Here is a 16,674-nt window from a genome sequence, read left to right as displayed (position 1 = left end):
GCCTAACTAACAAATAGAGAGCTTCCCAAGGGAAGAATCAGTGAAAAACATGACCAACGTTTCAAGCCTCAAAGACTCAGGTTCCAGCGCACTGCGCCATGACTGGACATTCGACAAAGTCGAAGCCCTGTTCCAATTGCCGTTCAATGATCTGATCTTTCAGGCTCAGCTGGCTCATAGAGAACACTTTGATCCCAATCGGGTGCAGGTTAGTACACTACTGTCCATCAAGACAGGTGCCTGCCCGGAAGACTGCAAATACTGTCCTCAAAGCGGTCATTACAACACCGGTCTGGATAAAGAAAAATTGATGGAAGTGCGTAAGGTGCTGGAAGAAGCTCGTCAGGCGAAAGCTTCGGGTGCAACGCGTTTTTGCATGGGGGCCGCATGGAAAAACCCACCGGCAAAAGACATGCCTTACATCCTGGAGATGGTTAAAGGGGTGAAAGAGATGGGGCTGGAGACCTGCATGACGCTGGGGATGCTGGATGAAGCGCAGGCAGGGGAGCTGGCTGAAGCTGGCCTGGATTACTACAACCACAACCTGGACACCTCGCCTGAGTTCTACGGTAGCATCATCACTACTCGTACTTACTCCGATCGTTTGAATACGCTTGCCCATGTGCGTGATGCAGGAATGAATATCTGCAGTGGCGGTATTGTAGGTCTGGGAGAAACAGAAAGAGACCGTGCCGGTATGTTAATCCAGCTGGCCAACCTGCCCAAGCATCCGGAAAGTGTGCCTGTCAACATGCTGGTTCGTGTAGAAGGTACGCCTCTGGCAGATGTTGAAGAAGTCGACGGGATTGATTTTGTACGAACGATTGCGGTCGCCAAGATTATGATGCCAGCTTCCTGCGTGCGTCTGTCTGCAGGCCGTGAAAACATGAGTGATGAGCTTCAGGCTCTGGCTTTTCTGGCGGGCGCTAACTCAATCTTCCTGGGCGACAAACTGCTGACGACTGCCAACCCTAAAGAAAGCAGTGATCGACAGCTGTTCAACAAGCTGGGCATCAACATGGATGACACTACCAAGCTGGAAGAGCAGGAGCTGGCGGAGGTTTGCCCTTTGCGAGAGCAGGACGCTTTATTGAACAATGAGCATTATTTTGATGCTATGAAGAGTAACCCCATGGGGCAGAAGGCTTTCTGATGAGTTTTGACCTTGAAAAGGACCTTCAGGCTCGCCGGGCTCAAGGGCTATATCGAACACGAAAAACGCTTGAAGCTCCTCAAGGGGCCGAAGTGAAAGTTGATGGAAAGCCTTATCTGGCTTTCTGCAACAATGATTACCTCGGATTGGCCAGTCATCCTGAAGTCAGTGCTGCTATGGCAAGTGCTACTTCAGAGTATGGTACTGGGGGCGGTGCTTCCCATTTGGTAATCGGCCATAGTCGTGCACATCATCAGTTGGAAGAAGAGCTGGCAGCGTTTACCGGGCGTGAGCGGGCTTTGCTTTTTTCCAATGGGTATATGGCGAATCTGGGGGTCATCAGTGCTTTGTTAGGCAAAGAAGATGCTGTTTTTCAGGATCGGCTGAACCATGCCTCTCTGTTGGATGCAGGGTTGTTATCAGGGGCTCGGTTTCAGCGTTATCTTCACAATGATGTGGTCAACCTTGAAGCCCGGTTGAGCAGAACGGACGCCAGACGCAAGTTGATCGTAACTGACGGCGTATTCAGTATGGACGGTGATCTGGCGCCTCTGAAAGAGTTGTCAGAACTTGCACATCGACATAGTGCCTGGTTGATGGTGGATGATGCCCATGGCTTTGGCGCCTTGGGTGCAAAAGGGGGTGGTGTTGCCGAACATTTTTCCCTGAATCAGGATGACTTACCGGTTCTGGTCGGTACTCTGGGTAAAGCTTTTGGTACAGCGGGTGCTTTTGTAGCAGGCAGTGAAGCCTTGATTGAAACACTCATTCAGTTTGCCCGTACTTATATTTACACAACCTCCATGCCTCCTGCGGTTGCAGAGGCAACCAGAGCCAGTCTTCGGATTTTGAAAGAAGAAAACTGGAGAAGAGAACACCTGAATAAACTGATTCAATTCTTCAGAAAAGAGTGCAAGCAAATGGGGCTGAAACTCATGGACTCGCACTCTCCCATTCAGCCTGTTATTGTCGGGTCTGCTGATACCGCTGTGGCCATGAGTGAAGCTCTGGCCGCTCAGGGTATCCTGGTGACGGCCATTCGTCCCCCCACGGTTCCTAAAGGAACTTCAAGGTTACGTATTACCTTCAGTGCGGCTCATAAACAACAACATGTAGAGCAGCTACTGGATGCACTGGAGAGAACGGTACGCCCGTTACAGGAGGAAGTAGCATGAGTTTACCCATTGTTCTGGTCAGTGGTTGGGCGATGCCTGCAACTGTTATGGAGCCCTTGGCTGAGGCTTTGGACGGCGATGGTCGAGTGTCTGTGGTTCAGCTGCCAGGCTTGGTCTGGGAGCGTAAAAAGTATGATTGGAAGCAACTGCTGGACTATCTGGACATGCATTTGCTGGAAACTCCAGTCATTCTGATCGGTTGGTCTTTAGGGGGGACACTGGCTTCAATATATGCCAGTCAGAATCCAGACAAAGTAGCAGGTTTGGTAACACTGGGTTGCAACCCCTGTTTTGTTAGAAACCAGGACTGGTCAGAAGCTATGTTGCCGCAGACGTTCGAAAGCTTTTACGCCGGTATGCAGGAAGATTCTGCCGCGACTGTTGATCAATTTTCCCTGCTTTGCAGTATGGGTAACAGCAATCGCAAAGAAGTCGCTAAAAATTTGCAAAGTGCTGTGCGTCGTGACGCTGACCTGGAATCAACTATTCTTTTGCAGTTGTTGAAACTATTAGGGGCCAGTGATGTTCGTTCTCAGCTGGCTGATATCCGTTGTCCGGTAGTGCATTGTTTTGGAAAGGATGATGCTCTTGTGCCCTCCGATACCGGCAAGAGAATTGAGCAGGACTACCCTGCACATAATGTGTTGATGATGGAAGGCGGCCACTGTTTCTTCCTTGATCACAGCACTGGGGCCATCAGACAGGTAGCTGATCAGGTTAACCGCTTATGCAACCGAAGCTGAAAGTAGCTGATTGTTCGATAGAAGCCCGTATCAGCAAGCAACGTGTTGCTGCTAATTTCAGTCGGGCTGCAAGCACTTATGATTCAGCTGCAGTGCTTCAGAATCGTGTTGCAGCAAGGGCTATGATGGGGCTGTCCACTGACAGTTGTCCTGACTATGTTTTGGATCTTGGGTCGGGTACGGGTAGCCAGACTTCATTGCTCTCCAGTCATTTCCCTGAATCTTATGTTACCGGGCTTGATCTGGCCATGGGGATGCTTAAATTTGCCCGTTCTCAATGTGATTCGGCTGCCTGGTGTTCCGGTGATATTGAGGCACTGCCGTTTAAGTCGAACAGCTTTGATCTGGTGTTCTCCAGTCTGGCCATTCAATGGTGCTCATTTGAAACAGTACTGGAGGAAATCTATCGGGTGCTCCAACCTGGTGGTGTCTTTGTATTCTCCAGTCTGACTAGTGGCACTATGGCTGAGTTGGGGGAGGCCTGGCAGCAGGTGGACAGTAATGTCCATATCAACGGATTCGACAGTTTTGAAAAACAGAAACAGTGGATTCTTGACTCGAGCTTTAAGCAACAGTCTTTCAAACAGCAGACTGAAACACTTTACTATTCTGATCTGTTTCAGTTACTGAGAGAACTGAAAGCACTGGGGGTGAATACAGTGCACAGCAGGCAGCCTGGATTAATGACCCGGGGTCGTTTGGCCCGGTTGCAGGAAGCCTATGAATCTTTTCGTGTGGACGCCGGTTTACCCCTGTCCTATCAAGTGTTGTACGGGATTTTGAGAAAACCTGATCATGCCTAGAACGTTTTTTGTTACAGGTACCGATACGGATGCCGGAAAAACTTTTGTTACCTGTGCCATGTTGCAGGTGGCCAATAAGCAAGGACTGAAAACGCTGGCTCTGAAACCGGTAGCCGCCGGTTCAGATGACACACCAGACGGCCCAAGGAATGATGACGCACTTAATCTGATGAGTGCCATGAATGTTGAGCTGGGCTACTCACAGGTCAACCCGGTTCTGTTTGAACCGCCTGTTGCTCCTCATATTGCAGCACAGGAAGAAGGCAGGCGTGTGACAGTGGATCGGTTGACCGGTTTTTGTCGTGGAGCCCTGATGACCCGTCATGATCTCTCTTTTATTGAAGGAGCAGGTGGCTGGCGAGTTCCTCTGAATGATCGGGAAATGTTGGCGGACCTGGCCAGAGAGATGAATCTTCCGGTGATTCTGGTCGTGGGAATGAAGCTGGGTTGTATCAGTCATTCCCTGCTGACGGTTGAGTCCATTTTACAAAGTGGTTGTCACTTGGCGGGTTGGGTGGCTAATCAGATTGATCCTAATATGAGTCGTTTTCAGGAAAATGTTGAAACGTTAAAGCGTTCGATTAACGCCCCTTGTCTTGGTGTTGTCCCCTGGTGTTCAGATGACCAGCAGACTGATGCTATAGCCAGTCTTGACCTCTCTCACCTCAATATCTGATCTTTTTCTCAAGAGCAGGAGTCGTTCATGGCTCCTGACTCATAACAGTTTCTTTCCTGTCTTCCGATAAAGCCAATAGTGGATATTGGAACTTCATTCTATGGATAAGAAAGTCGGCGAGACCCCAGCACTCCATCATTCAACGGACACTACTCCTCAGCAGGTTCAGCCAAAGTCCGTCAAATGGAAAGGTCGCTTTAAAGTCAGAATTTCCGAGGGCGTAAAAAGAAAGCTGGGTCATTTAAAGACTAATCCATTCAAACGCTCTTCCGGGCAAAGACGAATCAAAAGAATGACAAAGGAAGAGTTCAAGTTTCGACTGGGACTCTTAAAGCCCTCGAACTGGGCCAGCAGGGCCGTTCCACGTATGGATGCTCAAATCAAAAGTCGGGTTGATACTGCCTTGTCCTCTCTGAGAGAGGGGAATACAGAGTCTTTTATGAAAGATATCTTTTCTGTGAGGCAGCTGATGCATCAGAGAGCTTTCTACACCGGTGAAGGTCATGCACAGGAAGATTTTCTGAACAGTATTGAAAGAGAAATCTTGAATCATCCAGAGGAGTATACCGGTCGTTTGCTGGCAGAGTTTGCTGATGAAGGAAGCTATCTGAACCGCCTTCGAGAAGCTGTGGATAACGCCTATGACGAGTACCGAAGAGGAGATGTGTTGGCTTCCAATCATCTGCTCACACTTTCCAGTGCCAGAAGTTTTCTGGTTAAGCTGGGTCAGCTAACCTTGGGTGAAGAAGCTGCTGCACAATGGCTCCGAAAAGAGCCCGAAAGTGATAATAAAATTCTGCACACAGTGAGCGAGGCAGTCAGGCGCTTGCCCCCCGGAAGACTCCAATAAAAAAGCCACTGATCAGGTTCTTCTTTAACCACCACGTTTTTGAAAGATAAAGCATGACAATAGTTGACATTTACTGAAAGCGAACGTAACTTTCAAACAACTGTTTGAAACTGATACTATACTTTTACATATGATCAGTTCATTGAATAAATATAAGAGAACCCAGAGGTACCGTTATGCCAGAATATAAGGCCCCCCTGCGCGATATCCGGTTCGTACGTGACGAGCTCTTAGGATATCAAGAGCATTACGGCAGTATTCCCGGTGGTGAAGAAGCCACCCCTGATATGGTGGGCGCCATTCTTGAAGAAGGTGCCAAGTTTTGTGAGCAGGTTCTGGCTCCTCTTAATCAGGTAGGCGATGAGCAAGGCTGCACCTGGTCTGAGGACGGTGTGAAAACACCTGACGGTTTCAAAGATGCATACCTGCAGTATGTTGAAGGTGGCTGGCCTTCACTGGCCAGTGACCCTGCATATGGTGGTCAGGGTCTGCCTTACTCTCTGGGTCTGGTTCTCAGCGAGCTAATGGGTGAAGCCAACTGGTCCTGGGGAATGTATCCCGGACTTAGCCATGGTGCTATGAATACCCTGGAAGCCCACGGTACTCAAGATCAGAAGCAAACGTACCTGACCAAACTGGTATCCGGTGAGTGGACCGGCACCATGTGTCTGACCGAGCCTCATTGTGGTTCTGATCTGGGTATGCTGCGTACCAAGGCTGAGCCTGCTGCTGATGGCTCTTACAAGATTTCAGGTACCAAGATCTTTATTTCTGCCGGTGAACACGACATGGCAGACAATATTGTCCACATCGTTCTGGCTCGTCTGCCGGGTGCGCCTGAAGGTACCAAAGGCATCTCCCTGTTTATCGTTCCCAAGCATCTGCCAGGTAAGCACGGTGAGAGCAACGGCGTCAGCTGTGGTTCTATCGAACACAAGATGGGTATTCACGGTAACGCGACCTGCGTCATGAACTTTGACGAAGCGACGGGCTTCCTGATTGGTCCGGAAAACCGTGGTCTGAACTGCATGTTCACCTTCATGAATACGGCTCGTCTGGGTACCGGTATTCAGGGACTGTCTCATGGTGAAATTGCCTATCAGGGTGCTCTGCGTTATGCCCGTGAGCGTCTGCAAATGCGTTCTCTGAGCGGCGTCAAGAATCCTGATGGTCCAGCAGACCCAATCATCGTACATCCTGATGTGCGCCGCATGTTGCTGACGATCAAAGCCTTCACAGAAGGTAACCGTGCTCTGATGTACTATACAGCCAAGAAAGCGGATCTGTTGCACAGTCCTGATGAGTCTGTGAGTAAGCAGGCTGATAAAGAGTTGGGCTTCCTGACACCTATTTTAAAGGCTTTCCTGACTGAAACAGGTTTTGAGTCTGCTAACCATGGTGTTCAGTGCTACGGTGGTCATGGTTATATCAGTGAATGGGGCATGGAACAGAATGTTCGTGACTGCCGCATTTCCATGCTTTATGAGGGAACGACTGGTATACAGGCTTTGGACCTGCTGGGAAGGAAAATCTTCCAGACCGGTGGTGAGTCCATGAAGCCTTTCACCAAAGAAATACACAAATTCTGTCAGGCTCATGCCGAGAATGATGATCTGAAAGCCTTCGTTGAACCACTGGCAGCCATGAACAAAGAGTGGGGTGATCTCACCATGCAGCTGGGTCTTAAGGCGATGGAGAATCCTGATGAAGTGGGTGCAGCTGCAGTCGATTTCCTGATGTACTCCGGTTATGTGACACTGGCTTACATGTGGGCTGATATGGCTCGTTTAGCGAAGGAAAAACTGGCTGAAGGGACTACTGAAGAAGGCTTTTATAAAGCCAAGATTCAGACTGCACGCTTCTACTACGAGCGTATCCTGCCAAGAACATTGGCTCATAAGTCTGCCATGATGTCAGGTACAGAAAATCTGCTGGATATGGCAGAGGAAGATTTTGGTGAGCTCTAATCACTGATTAATCTTTTGAAAGAGGGTTGCTTCTGGCAGCCCTTTTTTTATGTCTGGAAGTTATGAAGTCTCATCCAGTATTACAAAACTGAGTAATGTCGCGGGCAGGGCAATTAACATCACAATGTGAATAACAGGATTGATTAACATTAACAGTCCGGCAGCAATCCAGATATTTTTTACAATTCTTTTTTTTGTTCGATAAGAGCGGGTAAAGGTTCTGCGATAAAAGTGGTTGGCCTCAGGCGACTGGTTCTGCATCCAGTCAGGTTGCCATTTGATTTTCAACATAATGCTGATCAGGGTCATCAGATACCGCATAGTCATTCCTTTGAAATATGCGCACATATTTAAGTTAACATGAAAAAAATCATAATCCGGTGATTTTTTAAGAGGGCCCTTTTGAGTCTATCGTCTATTTGTTTTTTGCCTAACCTTCAGCGCTGGTCTATAAAAAAATACGGCATTAATCCTTTTTTCATAGTCCATGGAGATATAACAGCCGCACCAGAGCTGTATTAGGCGAGGCGATGAGCAAATATAAAACACTAATAAACCCCTTATCGGGCTTTTTTAAGCTCTTCATTAATTCTTTCTTGCAGGTACTTCTTATCCTTTTGATTGTCTGTGGCTTAAAGGCACAAGCTGCAGAAAGCAGCGAAATGGACTACGGACTTCGAGCACATCAAGGACAGTCTAAATGGTTAGAGCCTGCTGGTGTTATGTTGGCTGCAGATACTGACCAGCAAGGGGGTCAGGTTGAAGAGGAATCGCCAAAGGAAGTGGAGGTAATACAAACATTAGAAATTGATTTGGCTTATGACAGTTTTGAGCAGGAGTCTGGATGGGTTGATCAAATCTGGGGGCGCCCATCCCGGGATCATATCTATCTGGGCATGTGGACGCTGCATCTGGATCCCGGCGATGATCAGGAAAACAATAATGAATTGGTCGGTTTCTCTTACAAGGGTTATTATGGCGGAACCTTTATCAATACGCATAGAGACCGGGTGTGGTCAGCTGGTTGGCAACGAACCTTGTTTCAGCAGAAGTATGGCGAATTTGATGTAGGGGCGGGCTATCGTGCAGGCCTTATGTATGGTTACAAAAAGTACCTGACTTTGTATGACACACGCTTCTTCCCCTTGGCTCAGGCTGTGCTTGATATTGATTATAAAGGCTTTGGTGTTGAACTCTCCTGGGCAGGTGTTGTTCTGACAGCAGGTTTTTATTACCGGTTCTGATATTAGAAATATCCCATATTAAGCCCTTCAGATTGAGCGCAAAAGCCACAGATAAATACTGTGGCTTTTTTGTAGTTAAAAATTCAAACGTTAGTTTAAAACATTCCTTTTAGCCCCTGAAACTCTGGGGTAAAATAAAAGTACACTTGACTAAAAACACTAAGACTCCAGGAGTGTTCTCTATGGCTGACTATCAGGCACCTCTCCGTGATATGCGCTTTGTGATGTACGAAGTTTTCAATACTGACAAGCGTTGGGGGCAGTGGCCTGCTATTAAGGAATTGGTTGATCGTGAAACAGCCGATGCGTTTCTGGAGGAAGGAGCCAAACTAGCCGCAAGAACCGTTGCTCCCCTGAACCGGGAAGGTGATGAAGAAGGGTGTCACTGGAGTGAAGAAGGTGTCACCACCCCAAAGGGTTACAAAGAAGCCTATCAGTTATTTTCCGAGGCCGGCCTGACAGGGATAGGAGGCAACCCAGAGCATGGAGGCATGGGGATGCCAAAAGCGCTCAGTGCTCAGTTTGATGAAATGTTCAGCAGTGCCAGCCTGGCATTTATCCTCTATCCAAGTCTGACATCTGGTGCTGCTTTGGCTATTGATGCTCATGCTTCTGAAGAGCTTAAATCACTCTATCTTCCCAAACTCTATTCTGGTGAGTGGACCGGTGCTATGTGTCTGACTGAGTCACACAGTGGAACAGACCTTGGCATTATCAGAACCCGGGCAGAAGATAATGGCGATGGCTCCTATAACATCACGGGTACCAAGATCTTTATTACTGCCGGTGAGCATGACCTGACAGACAATATTATCCATCTGGTTTTGGCTAAACTGCCAGATGCTCCTGTCGGCCCCAAAGGCATTTCTATGTTTCTGGTTCCAAAAGTGAATGTTGATAAAGATGGATCTTTGAAAGATAGAAATGAAGTTCGCTGTGGTTCTCTAGAACACAAAATGGGTATCAAGGCTTCAGCCACCTGTGTCATGAACTTTGATGGTGCTAAAGGTTATCTGGTCGGTGAAGTGAACAAGGGTCTTAACGCTATGTTCACTATGATGAACTACGAACGACTCTTCGTAGGCATTCAGGGTTTAGGTACCAGTGAAATGTCTTACCAAACAGCCCTTGAGTATGCTCAGGACAGAATTCAGGGGCGTGCAGCTACTGGTCCTCAGGAGCCTGAAAAAGCAGCAGACCCAATTATTGTGCACGGTGATGTACGAAGAATGTTGCTTAATATGAAAGCCTTGAATGAAGGTGGGCGAGCATTCTCAACTTATGTGGCGACTCTTCTGGATACAGCAAAATTCAGTCCGGATGAGACAGAGAGAAAGCAGGCTGCCGACCAGGTGGCTCTGTTGACACCTGTCGTCAAAGCATTTCTGACCGATATGGGGCTGGAAAGTTGTGTGGCTGGTCAGCAAGTATTTGGTGGACATGGCTACATTCGTGAATGGGGTCAGGAGCAGCTGGTGAGAGATGTTCGCATAGCTCAGATTTATGAAGGAACCAATGGTATTCAGGCGCTTGATTTACTGGGTCGCAAGATTACTATGAATGGCGGCAGCTATTTCAAACAGTTTGCCGGGAATATCAGAAGCTTCCTTGCTGCAGGTGAAAGTGATGAGTTCTCTGCTCCTCTTGAAGCTGCATTGGCCAAACTGGAATCTTTGACGAATAAGCTGATTAAGCAAGCAGCAAAAGATTCCAATGTTGTTAATTCCAGCTGTACTGATTACCTTCATGCTTTTTCATATGTTTCTTATGCTTGGATGTGGGCGATGATGGCAAGAGAAGCTCAGAATCAGTTATTGGCAGGTACTGAGGAAGACAGCTTTTATCAGGCGAAGCTTATCACTGCCCGATACTATTACCAGCGTTTGTTACCAAGAATGGAAGGTCTGTTACTCTCTGCTGCTTCTGGAGCCGAGGCGCTTTATGACTTATCTGTTGAACAATTCTGATAAGCATTTTTTCCAATTTGTAAGCGATGTATTAATAGAATAAATGGATAAAGAAAGCCTTTCTTCACTCTTGGGTTGAAAGGCTTTTCCTATGAAAGATAGGAAAGCTGAAAGTCAATTGAATGACAAACAGCGTTAATCTTTAACTCAATCAACTTTTCATTCCTGACCATTTGTCTATAGTTAAATTAATGGGCTATTAATCTACATGGAATGTAGAGGCAAGGAAGCAAAATAACGAGCAGGACGCTCACAGGGAGTCAGCCCAGGAACAATTAACCTCGCTTTGCGAGGTTTTTTCTTTTTAGGAAGCGTTAAATAGTATTTCAGAGGGACTTGAGCGCTATTGTTGTTTTCTTTAAAGCATCTTCCAGTTGAGGGATTATCTGGATTGCTTCTGCCAGTTGATTGTCCTTACCCAGTTTTTCTACTTGCAATGAGAAGCCCGCTAAGAGTGAGGCACCAAGATTATTACTACTGGATTTTAATGTGTGGGCTGCCCGAATCATAATTTGCAAGTCGGCTTCTTTTGAAGCATTCTGGATATCTTTCAAGAGTGATGGCGCATCTTCAAGATAGCTTTCTACAAGACTGTCGAACTCCTCTTCCATGATTTCTTTCAATGTATTAAGTGTCATCATGTCCAGAATGGGATTCAGCTCTTCAGGTTCCAGATGATTTTCCGTTTCCACTCTTTCGAGAATTTCTTCTGTTTCTGAGTCAATATCACAGTCATCAAGATCATTGATTAACCACTGAGCCAGCTTTTCCTTAAGGGTGTTGGCTTTGATGGGTTTACTCAGATAATCATCCATACCGGAAGTCAGGCATTTTTCTCTGTCTCCCTGCATGGCATTGGCTGTCATGGCAATGATTGGGATTCGAGGCAGGTTGTGAGTGTTTTCACGTTTTCTTATCAAACCGGTGGCTTCATAGCCGCTCATTTCAGGCATCTGACAATCCATGAGTATCAAGTCATATTCCTGTTTGTGGATCATGGCTACCGCTTCTTTACCATCTGCGGCAATATCTGGGCTGTTCAGTCCGACTTTTTTCAACATACTGACAGCTACTTTCTGATTAACAATGTTGTCCTCAACCAGAAGAATGCGAATATTATGACTGAAGGCGCTTTCCTCAACATGAGCTTCAACTGTTTCAGTTTGTTTGATGTGGTGTTCATGCATAACCTGCATGGTGGTATCCAGTAACCTGGATTGCCGATAAGGTTTGCTGAGGCAGGCAGAGATACCCACTTCTTTTTGTTTAGCGCGAGTAATAAAACCAGAAGAACTCAGCATAATTCTTCTGGCTTTCGCTAGTTCTGGCTGTCCGTCAATAGCTCTGGACAGTGCCAGTCCATCCATTTCAGGCATATCCATATCAAGAAGAATTAATTCGTAGGGCGCACCTTCTTCCAGTGCTTTATTCAAGACTTCCAGTGCTTTAATCCCACTGTCTACTTCCGAGTGGTCAATACCCCAGGCGGTCAGATAGTGCCTGAGAATTTCGCGATTGGTGGCATTATCATCCACAATCAATGCTTTAATGCCTTCAAGAGCATGGCTGACGTTTCTGGGTTTAATTGCCTGGGTTTCAGAGACGTCCAGATCCAGCACGAATGAGAACGTTGAGCCAAGGTTCAGTGCACTGGATACTTCTACATCACTGCCCATCAGTTCCACCAATTGTCTGGATATGGGGAGTCCCAGACCTGTTCCTCCAAACTTTCGGGTCGTGCTGCCATCAGCCTGAGTGAAGGCTGTAAACAGGTTTGGCAGAACATCAGCGGCAATCCCAATGCCGGTGTCTTCTACTAAAAACTCTACTTTGACATGTTTGTCTTTGGCTTCCAGCATATTCAGCCGGACAACCACTTCACCTTCTTCGGTAAATTTGACGGCATTACCGACGAGGTTGGTAAGAACTTGTCGTAAGCGTACAGAGTCTCCTTTAAGAATGCTGGGCAGGTCAACATCGGTGTAACAATTGAGCTCTAAACCTTTTTCTCTGGCTTTTCCTGCTAAAAGAGCACAGACATCTTCAGCAATTTCAGCGGGATTCATCTCAATGGATTCAATTTCCATTTTACCCGCCTCAATTTTGGAGAAATCGAGGATGTCGTTAATAATTTGCAGTAAAGCATCGGCTGAGCTGTATGCCGTCTCCAGAAAGTCCTGTTGCACTCGATCCAGACGGGTATCCTTCAAAAGTTCCAGCATACCCAGCACCCCATTCATGGGGGTACGGATCTCGTGACTCATATTTGCTAGAAATGTGCTTTTAGCCTTGGCGGCTTCCAGTGCGGCTTCCTTGGCTTCATTGAGTTCTGAAATGTTGTCTTTGAGCTCTCGGTTGGCGCTGTGTAATTCCCGGGTTCTTTCTGCAACGGAAGCTTTCAGATTTTCACGGTGTTGCTGAAGTCTTTGATCTCTCTCTTTTATCTGCATCAGCATTTCATTGAAGCAGTCGTACAGTTGACCAATCTCATCGTTATCAAATTTTTGTACCTGATGATCGTATTGCTCATTTTTGGTCATCTGGGAAATAGTGTTAGCCAGTTCCGTAATAGGCTTGCCCAGTAATCTCTGCAGTTTTGAGGCGAGAATAGAAGCAAGAATGACAGAGATCAGGGCTGCTACCAGCGCCAGTAAAAGGTTTTGAGTCAGTTCTATATACAGTGGTGACAAATCGCATTGGATATAAATAGCCCCAATCAGTTGTTTATCCAGAATAATGGGGCGGTATAAGTGGAGACGGGTGTTGCTGAAAATAGTGACCGGGCGTTCAAAATCCTGAAGTGAGAAAGCCCAGGGGCTATGGTTTGAGCGGTGATAGGCAGCAATTTCTTCACCATCGGCATTCAAGAGAAAAGCCGATTGAATATGTGGAGCACTATCAAAGCCGGTTAAAAGATTTTTTGCAGAGTTTTCATCTTCAAAAACCAGAGCTGCATGAGCATTGGAGCCCACCACCTCAGCCAGGGTTTCCATGTGGTCAACCAGAGAGGTTCGGGATTTAATCAGGTCACTGACACTCTGAATGGATAAGGTTACCAGCAGAACTGCGTATGCTGTGATCAGCATGGCATATCGCAGCTTTCGCTTAATAGGAAGGTTCCTGAAAGTAACCATTTTTTATTGTGCTACCAAAAAAGGTTTCCATCCCGGACGGGATGAAAACGAGTCGTTACTGTTTATTTTGAAAAGGCAGTCTTCTCAGGTTCAGAATTCACTGCATCTTCAGCTCATGGCCGTATTACTCGATCACTTTGGCCAGACTCATCAGCTGTGAGCTGATATTCAGGCCTGATGCATCAACCGATGATTTGTTGATGGTGAAATTGATTTTCTTTCCCTGTCTGGCCAAGCCAATCAATCCCCCCTGTTCAGCAAATGAGCGATTATCACTGATCGTAAGAATGGGTTTACCCTGCAGACTGCTGGTAATTTTTGAAGAGGAAGCCTGATCAATACTGTGCAAGTAAAGAATGTCACAGAGCTTACCCACAGGAGCATTAAGATCCTTATGAGTGACAGACAAGCGTCTGCCCATGCTGCTTTTTCGATTGATTTTAATTAACTCACTGTTGATCGAACCTTCACCAAGAATACAAAGAGTCAGACTTTGCTTTTTCTTGGGCCAGGTGACGAACTTGGTGATCTTATAGACAATAGCTGTTTTAACCCTATCTTCCGGTGTGCCGGCTTTTGCAGCAGGGGCAAAGAACAGTCCTGATAAACTGACAGTAATCAACAACAGACTGATGTTTGATTTAATCATGTTCATTGGCATCGGCATGAAGTTATCCTCCTCCATCCGATTAAAATTGCCAGCGAATCTGGGCGTACCATGATTCCTGGGTCTCAGTTGGGGCCATACCACTCAGAGATTCATAAAACTCCCGGTGATGATTCCTGAAGAGGTTTTGTCCGACCAAAGAAAACTCAAGGTTTTCGCTATATTTTTTAGCCAGTCGAATATCCAGTGATGTGTGGGCACCAATTTTTGCGTTCTTGAGCTCGTCCATGTAACGGACCCAGAAATCAAAGTACCACTGATTAGGTAAGTTCATTGTGGATCTGATATTGGCGGTATGGGGGGCGCTCAGTTCTTCAACAATTCTTTCATTACTTTTAAGGAAGCTTGTGCTTGACCTGTTGGGAATGGCATCTGTTTGCAGCCAGCTATAGGTAAACTGCAGTTTCCACCAGTCTTTTGCTTGCCAGTCTGCAATTACTTCGAGTCCGTATGTTTTTACATCCAGACCATTGATTAGAGTGGTGGGTATTTGAACAAGGCCAGGATAGGGGCAAAAGTTCTGCAATTGCCCAAATGACATTGTGGGATTGCCGTTAGGACACCGGTTGATATCAACATAGGCAATAATATCTTCATACTGGCTATAGAATGTAGTGATATCTAACCGGAAACTGTTGCCAAACTGCTCTCTGTAGCCTATTTCAAGAGCGGTTAGCTTTTCTGATTCCAGATCAGGGTTGCCCATGATGGGGATCACGTAGGCGACATCACCGCTACTTTCGATAGTGATGCCATCCGTTTGTAATGCTGTTTCACTGATAGAAGGCGTTTTTAAAGCTCTTGAAAGAGCAGCCCAGAATGTCCTGTTTTCAGTGGGTTTCCAGGTCAGTCTTGCGTTGGGTTGAACTTCATTACCCGTGAAGCTGTTGTGTTCAAATCGGGAGCTTAGAGTAAACGTCCATTGATCATTCAGGGTGATGTCATCCTGTATGAAAGCACTGAACAGTTCTGTTTGTTTTGAATCCTTGCCTTCCAGCAAATACATGTAGGACGTGTTTTTGACTTCGTACCATGTGGCTCGATAACCCAGCCCCCATACCAGATCATGTTTACCCCAAAGTTGGGAGTAATGCTGAAACTCAAAATCAACCGTGTCACGTTTTTCAGCGATCCGGTAATCAAAGTTCTGGTAGTTATCGTAGATGGCTCTGAAGGAGTAATCGTGTGTGTCACTAAGGGTTCTTTTCCAATTAGCCCCAATGTTACCGCCACGTTGATCCCGACTGAGTCCATTAACGATAAAGCCATTTAAGAGTTGTGGATTGGTTGGCTGCGACTTATCGAGTAACCTTAATGGTGGTCGGGTAGTGCCTTCGTATAGTTCACCCTGAACCGTCATTTCTGAGTCAGGTGTTGTTTTCCATTCTGATTTGAAGCCAGCCCTGCGCATCTTCCAGTCATCAGCAGTGTCTTGACCCTCTGCATTGACCTGGCCATCCCGCTCGAAGGCTTTGACATAAACTCGGTAGAAACCTGTTTCGCCAAACTCGCCACCATGACGGAAGGCTCCAAAGGCTTTTTCCTCGGTGCCAGCTCCGACTGAGAGTAGATTGCCCTGGGTGTCGGCTGCTTTTTTTGTAATGATGTTAATAACACCGTTGACGGCATTGGCTCCCCAGAGTGCCGCACCGGGTCCCCGGATTACTTCAATCCGGTCTATGTCTTCCATCATGGTGTCCTGAACGTCCCAATTGACACCCGAAAAGAGAGGGGAGTAAACGGTTCTGCCATCAATCAGTACCAACAACTTGTTGGCAAAGATGTAGTTAAATCCCCGTGTACTAATAGACCAGGTGTTAGCATTCAGTTTTGCTACCTGCATACCCGGAACCATTCTTAATGCTTCGGGTATTGAAGTGACCCCGGTGCGTTGAAGGTCTTCATTGGTAATGACATAAATAGCGGCGGCGGAATCCATTAAACGCTGCTTTTTTCGGGATACAGAAGTAACGTCAGGAATCTCCATGGAAATCAGCTCTTCAAGGCTGAGATCAAAAAGATCCTCTTCTTCCTGGGGTTCTGCGATAGATTGGCTGCTTGCGAAAATACACGTGGCCAGCAGTGTGGGTAGAAATTTGGTTTTCAAGGTTCCGCTCCATGGATCTTGATTTAATCCCAACACTGCTGAAGTTGAAGATTCAAAAAAACTAAAAGGTCCTCTTTAAAACCTAGCTGATTTAGAGGAGTGTGAATTGGAAAAACTGAATTTGTCCTGTCTGACTGATAAAGGTGCTTTCTATGTGATAAAGGGTGGGTAATAAAGGGAGCAGGTCC

Annotated in this window: 13 protein-coding genes; 9 read left to right on the top strand and 4 right to left on the bottom strand. The window is 46.6% G+C overall.

Annotated features, from left to right (window positions below):
• The first annotated feature begins 49 nt into the window (after nucleotides 1-49).
• The 7 genes from bioB (at nucleotide 50) to GZ78_RS10705 (ending at nucleotide 7,367) form a co-directional block, all read left to right on the top strand.
• On the top strand, nucleotides 50-1,153 hold the full coding sequence (gene bioB / locus GZ78_RS10735; protein ID WP_034835315.1) for a biotin synthase BioB: 1,104 nt from the start codon (nucleotides 50-52) through the stop codon (nucleotides 1,151-1,153).
• The gene (bioF, locus tag GZ78_RS10730; RefSeq protein ID WP_034835313.1) at nucleotides 1,153-2,328 is read left to right on the top strand and encodes an 8-amino-7-oxononanoate synthase; all 1,176 of its coding nucleotides are present in this window, start codon (nucleotides 1,153-1,155) and stop codon (nucleotides 2,326-2,328) included. The genes bioB and bioF overlap by 1 nt, the downstream gene beginning before the upstream one ends.
• Nucleotides 2,325-3,071: an alpha/beta fold hydrolase gene (locus GZ78_RS27400; protein ID WP_051786051.1), complete on the top strand. Its 747-nt coding sequence runs from the start codon at nucleotides 2,325-2,327 to the stop codon at nucleotides 3,069-3,071. The genes bioF and GZ78_RS27400 overlap by 4 nt, the downstream gene beginning before the upstream one ends.
• On the top strand, nucleotides 3,056-3,874 hold the full coding sequence (gene bioC / locus GZ78_RS10720) for a malonyl-ACP O-methyltransferase BioC (RefSeq protein WP_051786050.1): 819 nt from the start codon (nucleotides 3,056-3,058) through the stop codon (nucleotides 3,872-3,874). Before GZ78_RS27400 ends, bioC begins: the two co-directional genes overlap by 16 nt.
• Nucleotides 3,867-4,550, top strand: coding sequence for a dethiobiotin synthase (gene bioD / locus GZ78_RS10715; RefSeq protein WP_034835311.1), 684 nt, complete (start codon nucleotides 3,867-3,869; stop codon nucleotides 4,548-4,550). Before bioC ends, bioD begins: the two co-directional genes overlap by 8 nt.
• A gap of 100 nt (nucleotides 4,551-4,650) precedes the next feature.
• Complete coding sequence (locus tag GZ78_RS10710; RefSeq protein WP_034835309.1) at nucleotides 4,651-5,400, top strand: hypothetical protein; 750 nt, start codon at nucleotides 4,651-4,653, stop codon at nucleotides 5,398-5,400.
• A 176-nt stretch (nucleotides 5,401-5,576) separates the two neighbouring features.
• A complete protein-coding gene (locus tag GZ78_RS10705) occupies nucleotides 5,577-7,367 on the top strand; it encodes an acyl-CoA dehydrogenase C-terminal domain-containing protein (protein WP_034835308.1) in 1,791 nt (596 codons plus the stop codon).
• 60 nt (nucleotides 7,368-7,427) lie between these two features.
• Here GZ78_RS10705 and GZ78_RS10700 read toward each other — a convergent pair whose 3' ends face one another.
• Entirely contained in the window at nucleotides 7,428-7,688 is a 261-nt protein-coding gene (locus tag GZ78_RS10700) for a hypothetical protein (RefSeq protein ID WP_051786049.1), read from the bottom strand.
• A gap of 209 nt (nucleotides 7,689-7,897) precedes the next feature.
• Here GZ78_RS10700 and GZ78_RS10695 point away from each other — a divergent pair, with 209 nt between their 5' ends.
• Together GZ78_RS10695 and GZ78_RS10690 are read left to right on the top strand one after the other, a co-directional pair.
• Nucleotides 7,898-8,611 carry a hypothetical protein gene (locus GZ78_RS10695; protein ID WP_034835306.1) on the top strand — a complete coding sequence of 238 codons (714 nt, stop codon included), beginning with the start codon at nucleotides 7,898-7,900 and terminating at the stop codon, nucleotides 8,609-8,611.
• 182 nt (nucleotides 8,612-8,793) lie between these two features.
• Complete coding sequence (locus GZ78_RS10690) at nucleotides 8,794-10,578, top strand: acyl-CoA dehydrogenase C-terminal domain-containing protein (protein WP_034835304.1); 1,785 nt, start codon at nucleotides 8,794-8,796, stop codon at nucleotides 10,576-10,578.
• A gap of 326 nt (nucleotides 10,579-10,904) precedes the next feature.
• On the opposite strand, the gene GZ78_RS10685 is transcribed toward GZ78_RS10690, so the two are convergent.
• The 3 genes from GZ78_RS10685 to GZ78_RS10675 form a co-directional block, all read right to left on the bottom strand.
• Nucleotides 10,905-13,664 carry a response regulator gene (locus GZ78_RS10685; protein WP_034835302.1) on the bottom strand — a complete coding sequence of 920 codons (2,760 nt, stop codon included), beginning with the start codon at nucleotides 13,662-13,664 and terminating at the stop codon, nucleotides 10,905-10,907.
• A 172-nt stretch (nucleotides 13,665-13,836) separates the two neighbouring features.
• On the bottom strand, nucleotides 13,837-14,379 hold the full coding sequence (locus GZ78_RS10680; RefSeq protein ID WP_161787361.1) for a YfiR family protein: 543 nt from the start codon (nucleotides 14,377-14,379) through the stop codon (nucleotides 13,837-13,839).
• A gap of 22 nt (nucleotides 14,380-14,401) precedes the next feature.
• Nucleotides 14,402-16,486, bottom strand: coding sequence for a TonB-dependent receptor plug domain-containing protein (locus GZ78_RS10675; RefSeq protein WP_236631527.1), 2,085 nt, complete (start codon nucleotides 16,484-16,486; stop codon nucleotides 14,402-14,404).
• Between the last annotated feature and the right edge of the window lie 188 nt (nucleotides 16,487-16,674).

The sequence above is a fragment of the Endozoicomonas numazuensis genome (genome assembly GCF_000722635.1).
Taxonomy (GTDB): domain Bacteria; phylum Pseudomonadota; class Gammaproteobacteria; order Pseudomonadales; family Endozoicomonadaceae; genus Endozoicomonas_A; species Endozoicomonas_A numazuensis.
The sequence above is the reverse complement of the archived record's forward strand: the minus strand, read 5'-3'. Positions and strand labels throughout refer to the sequence as shown.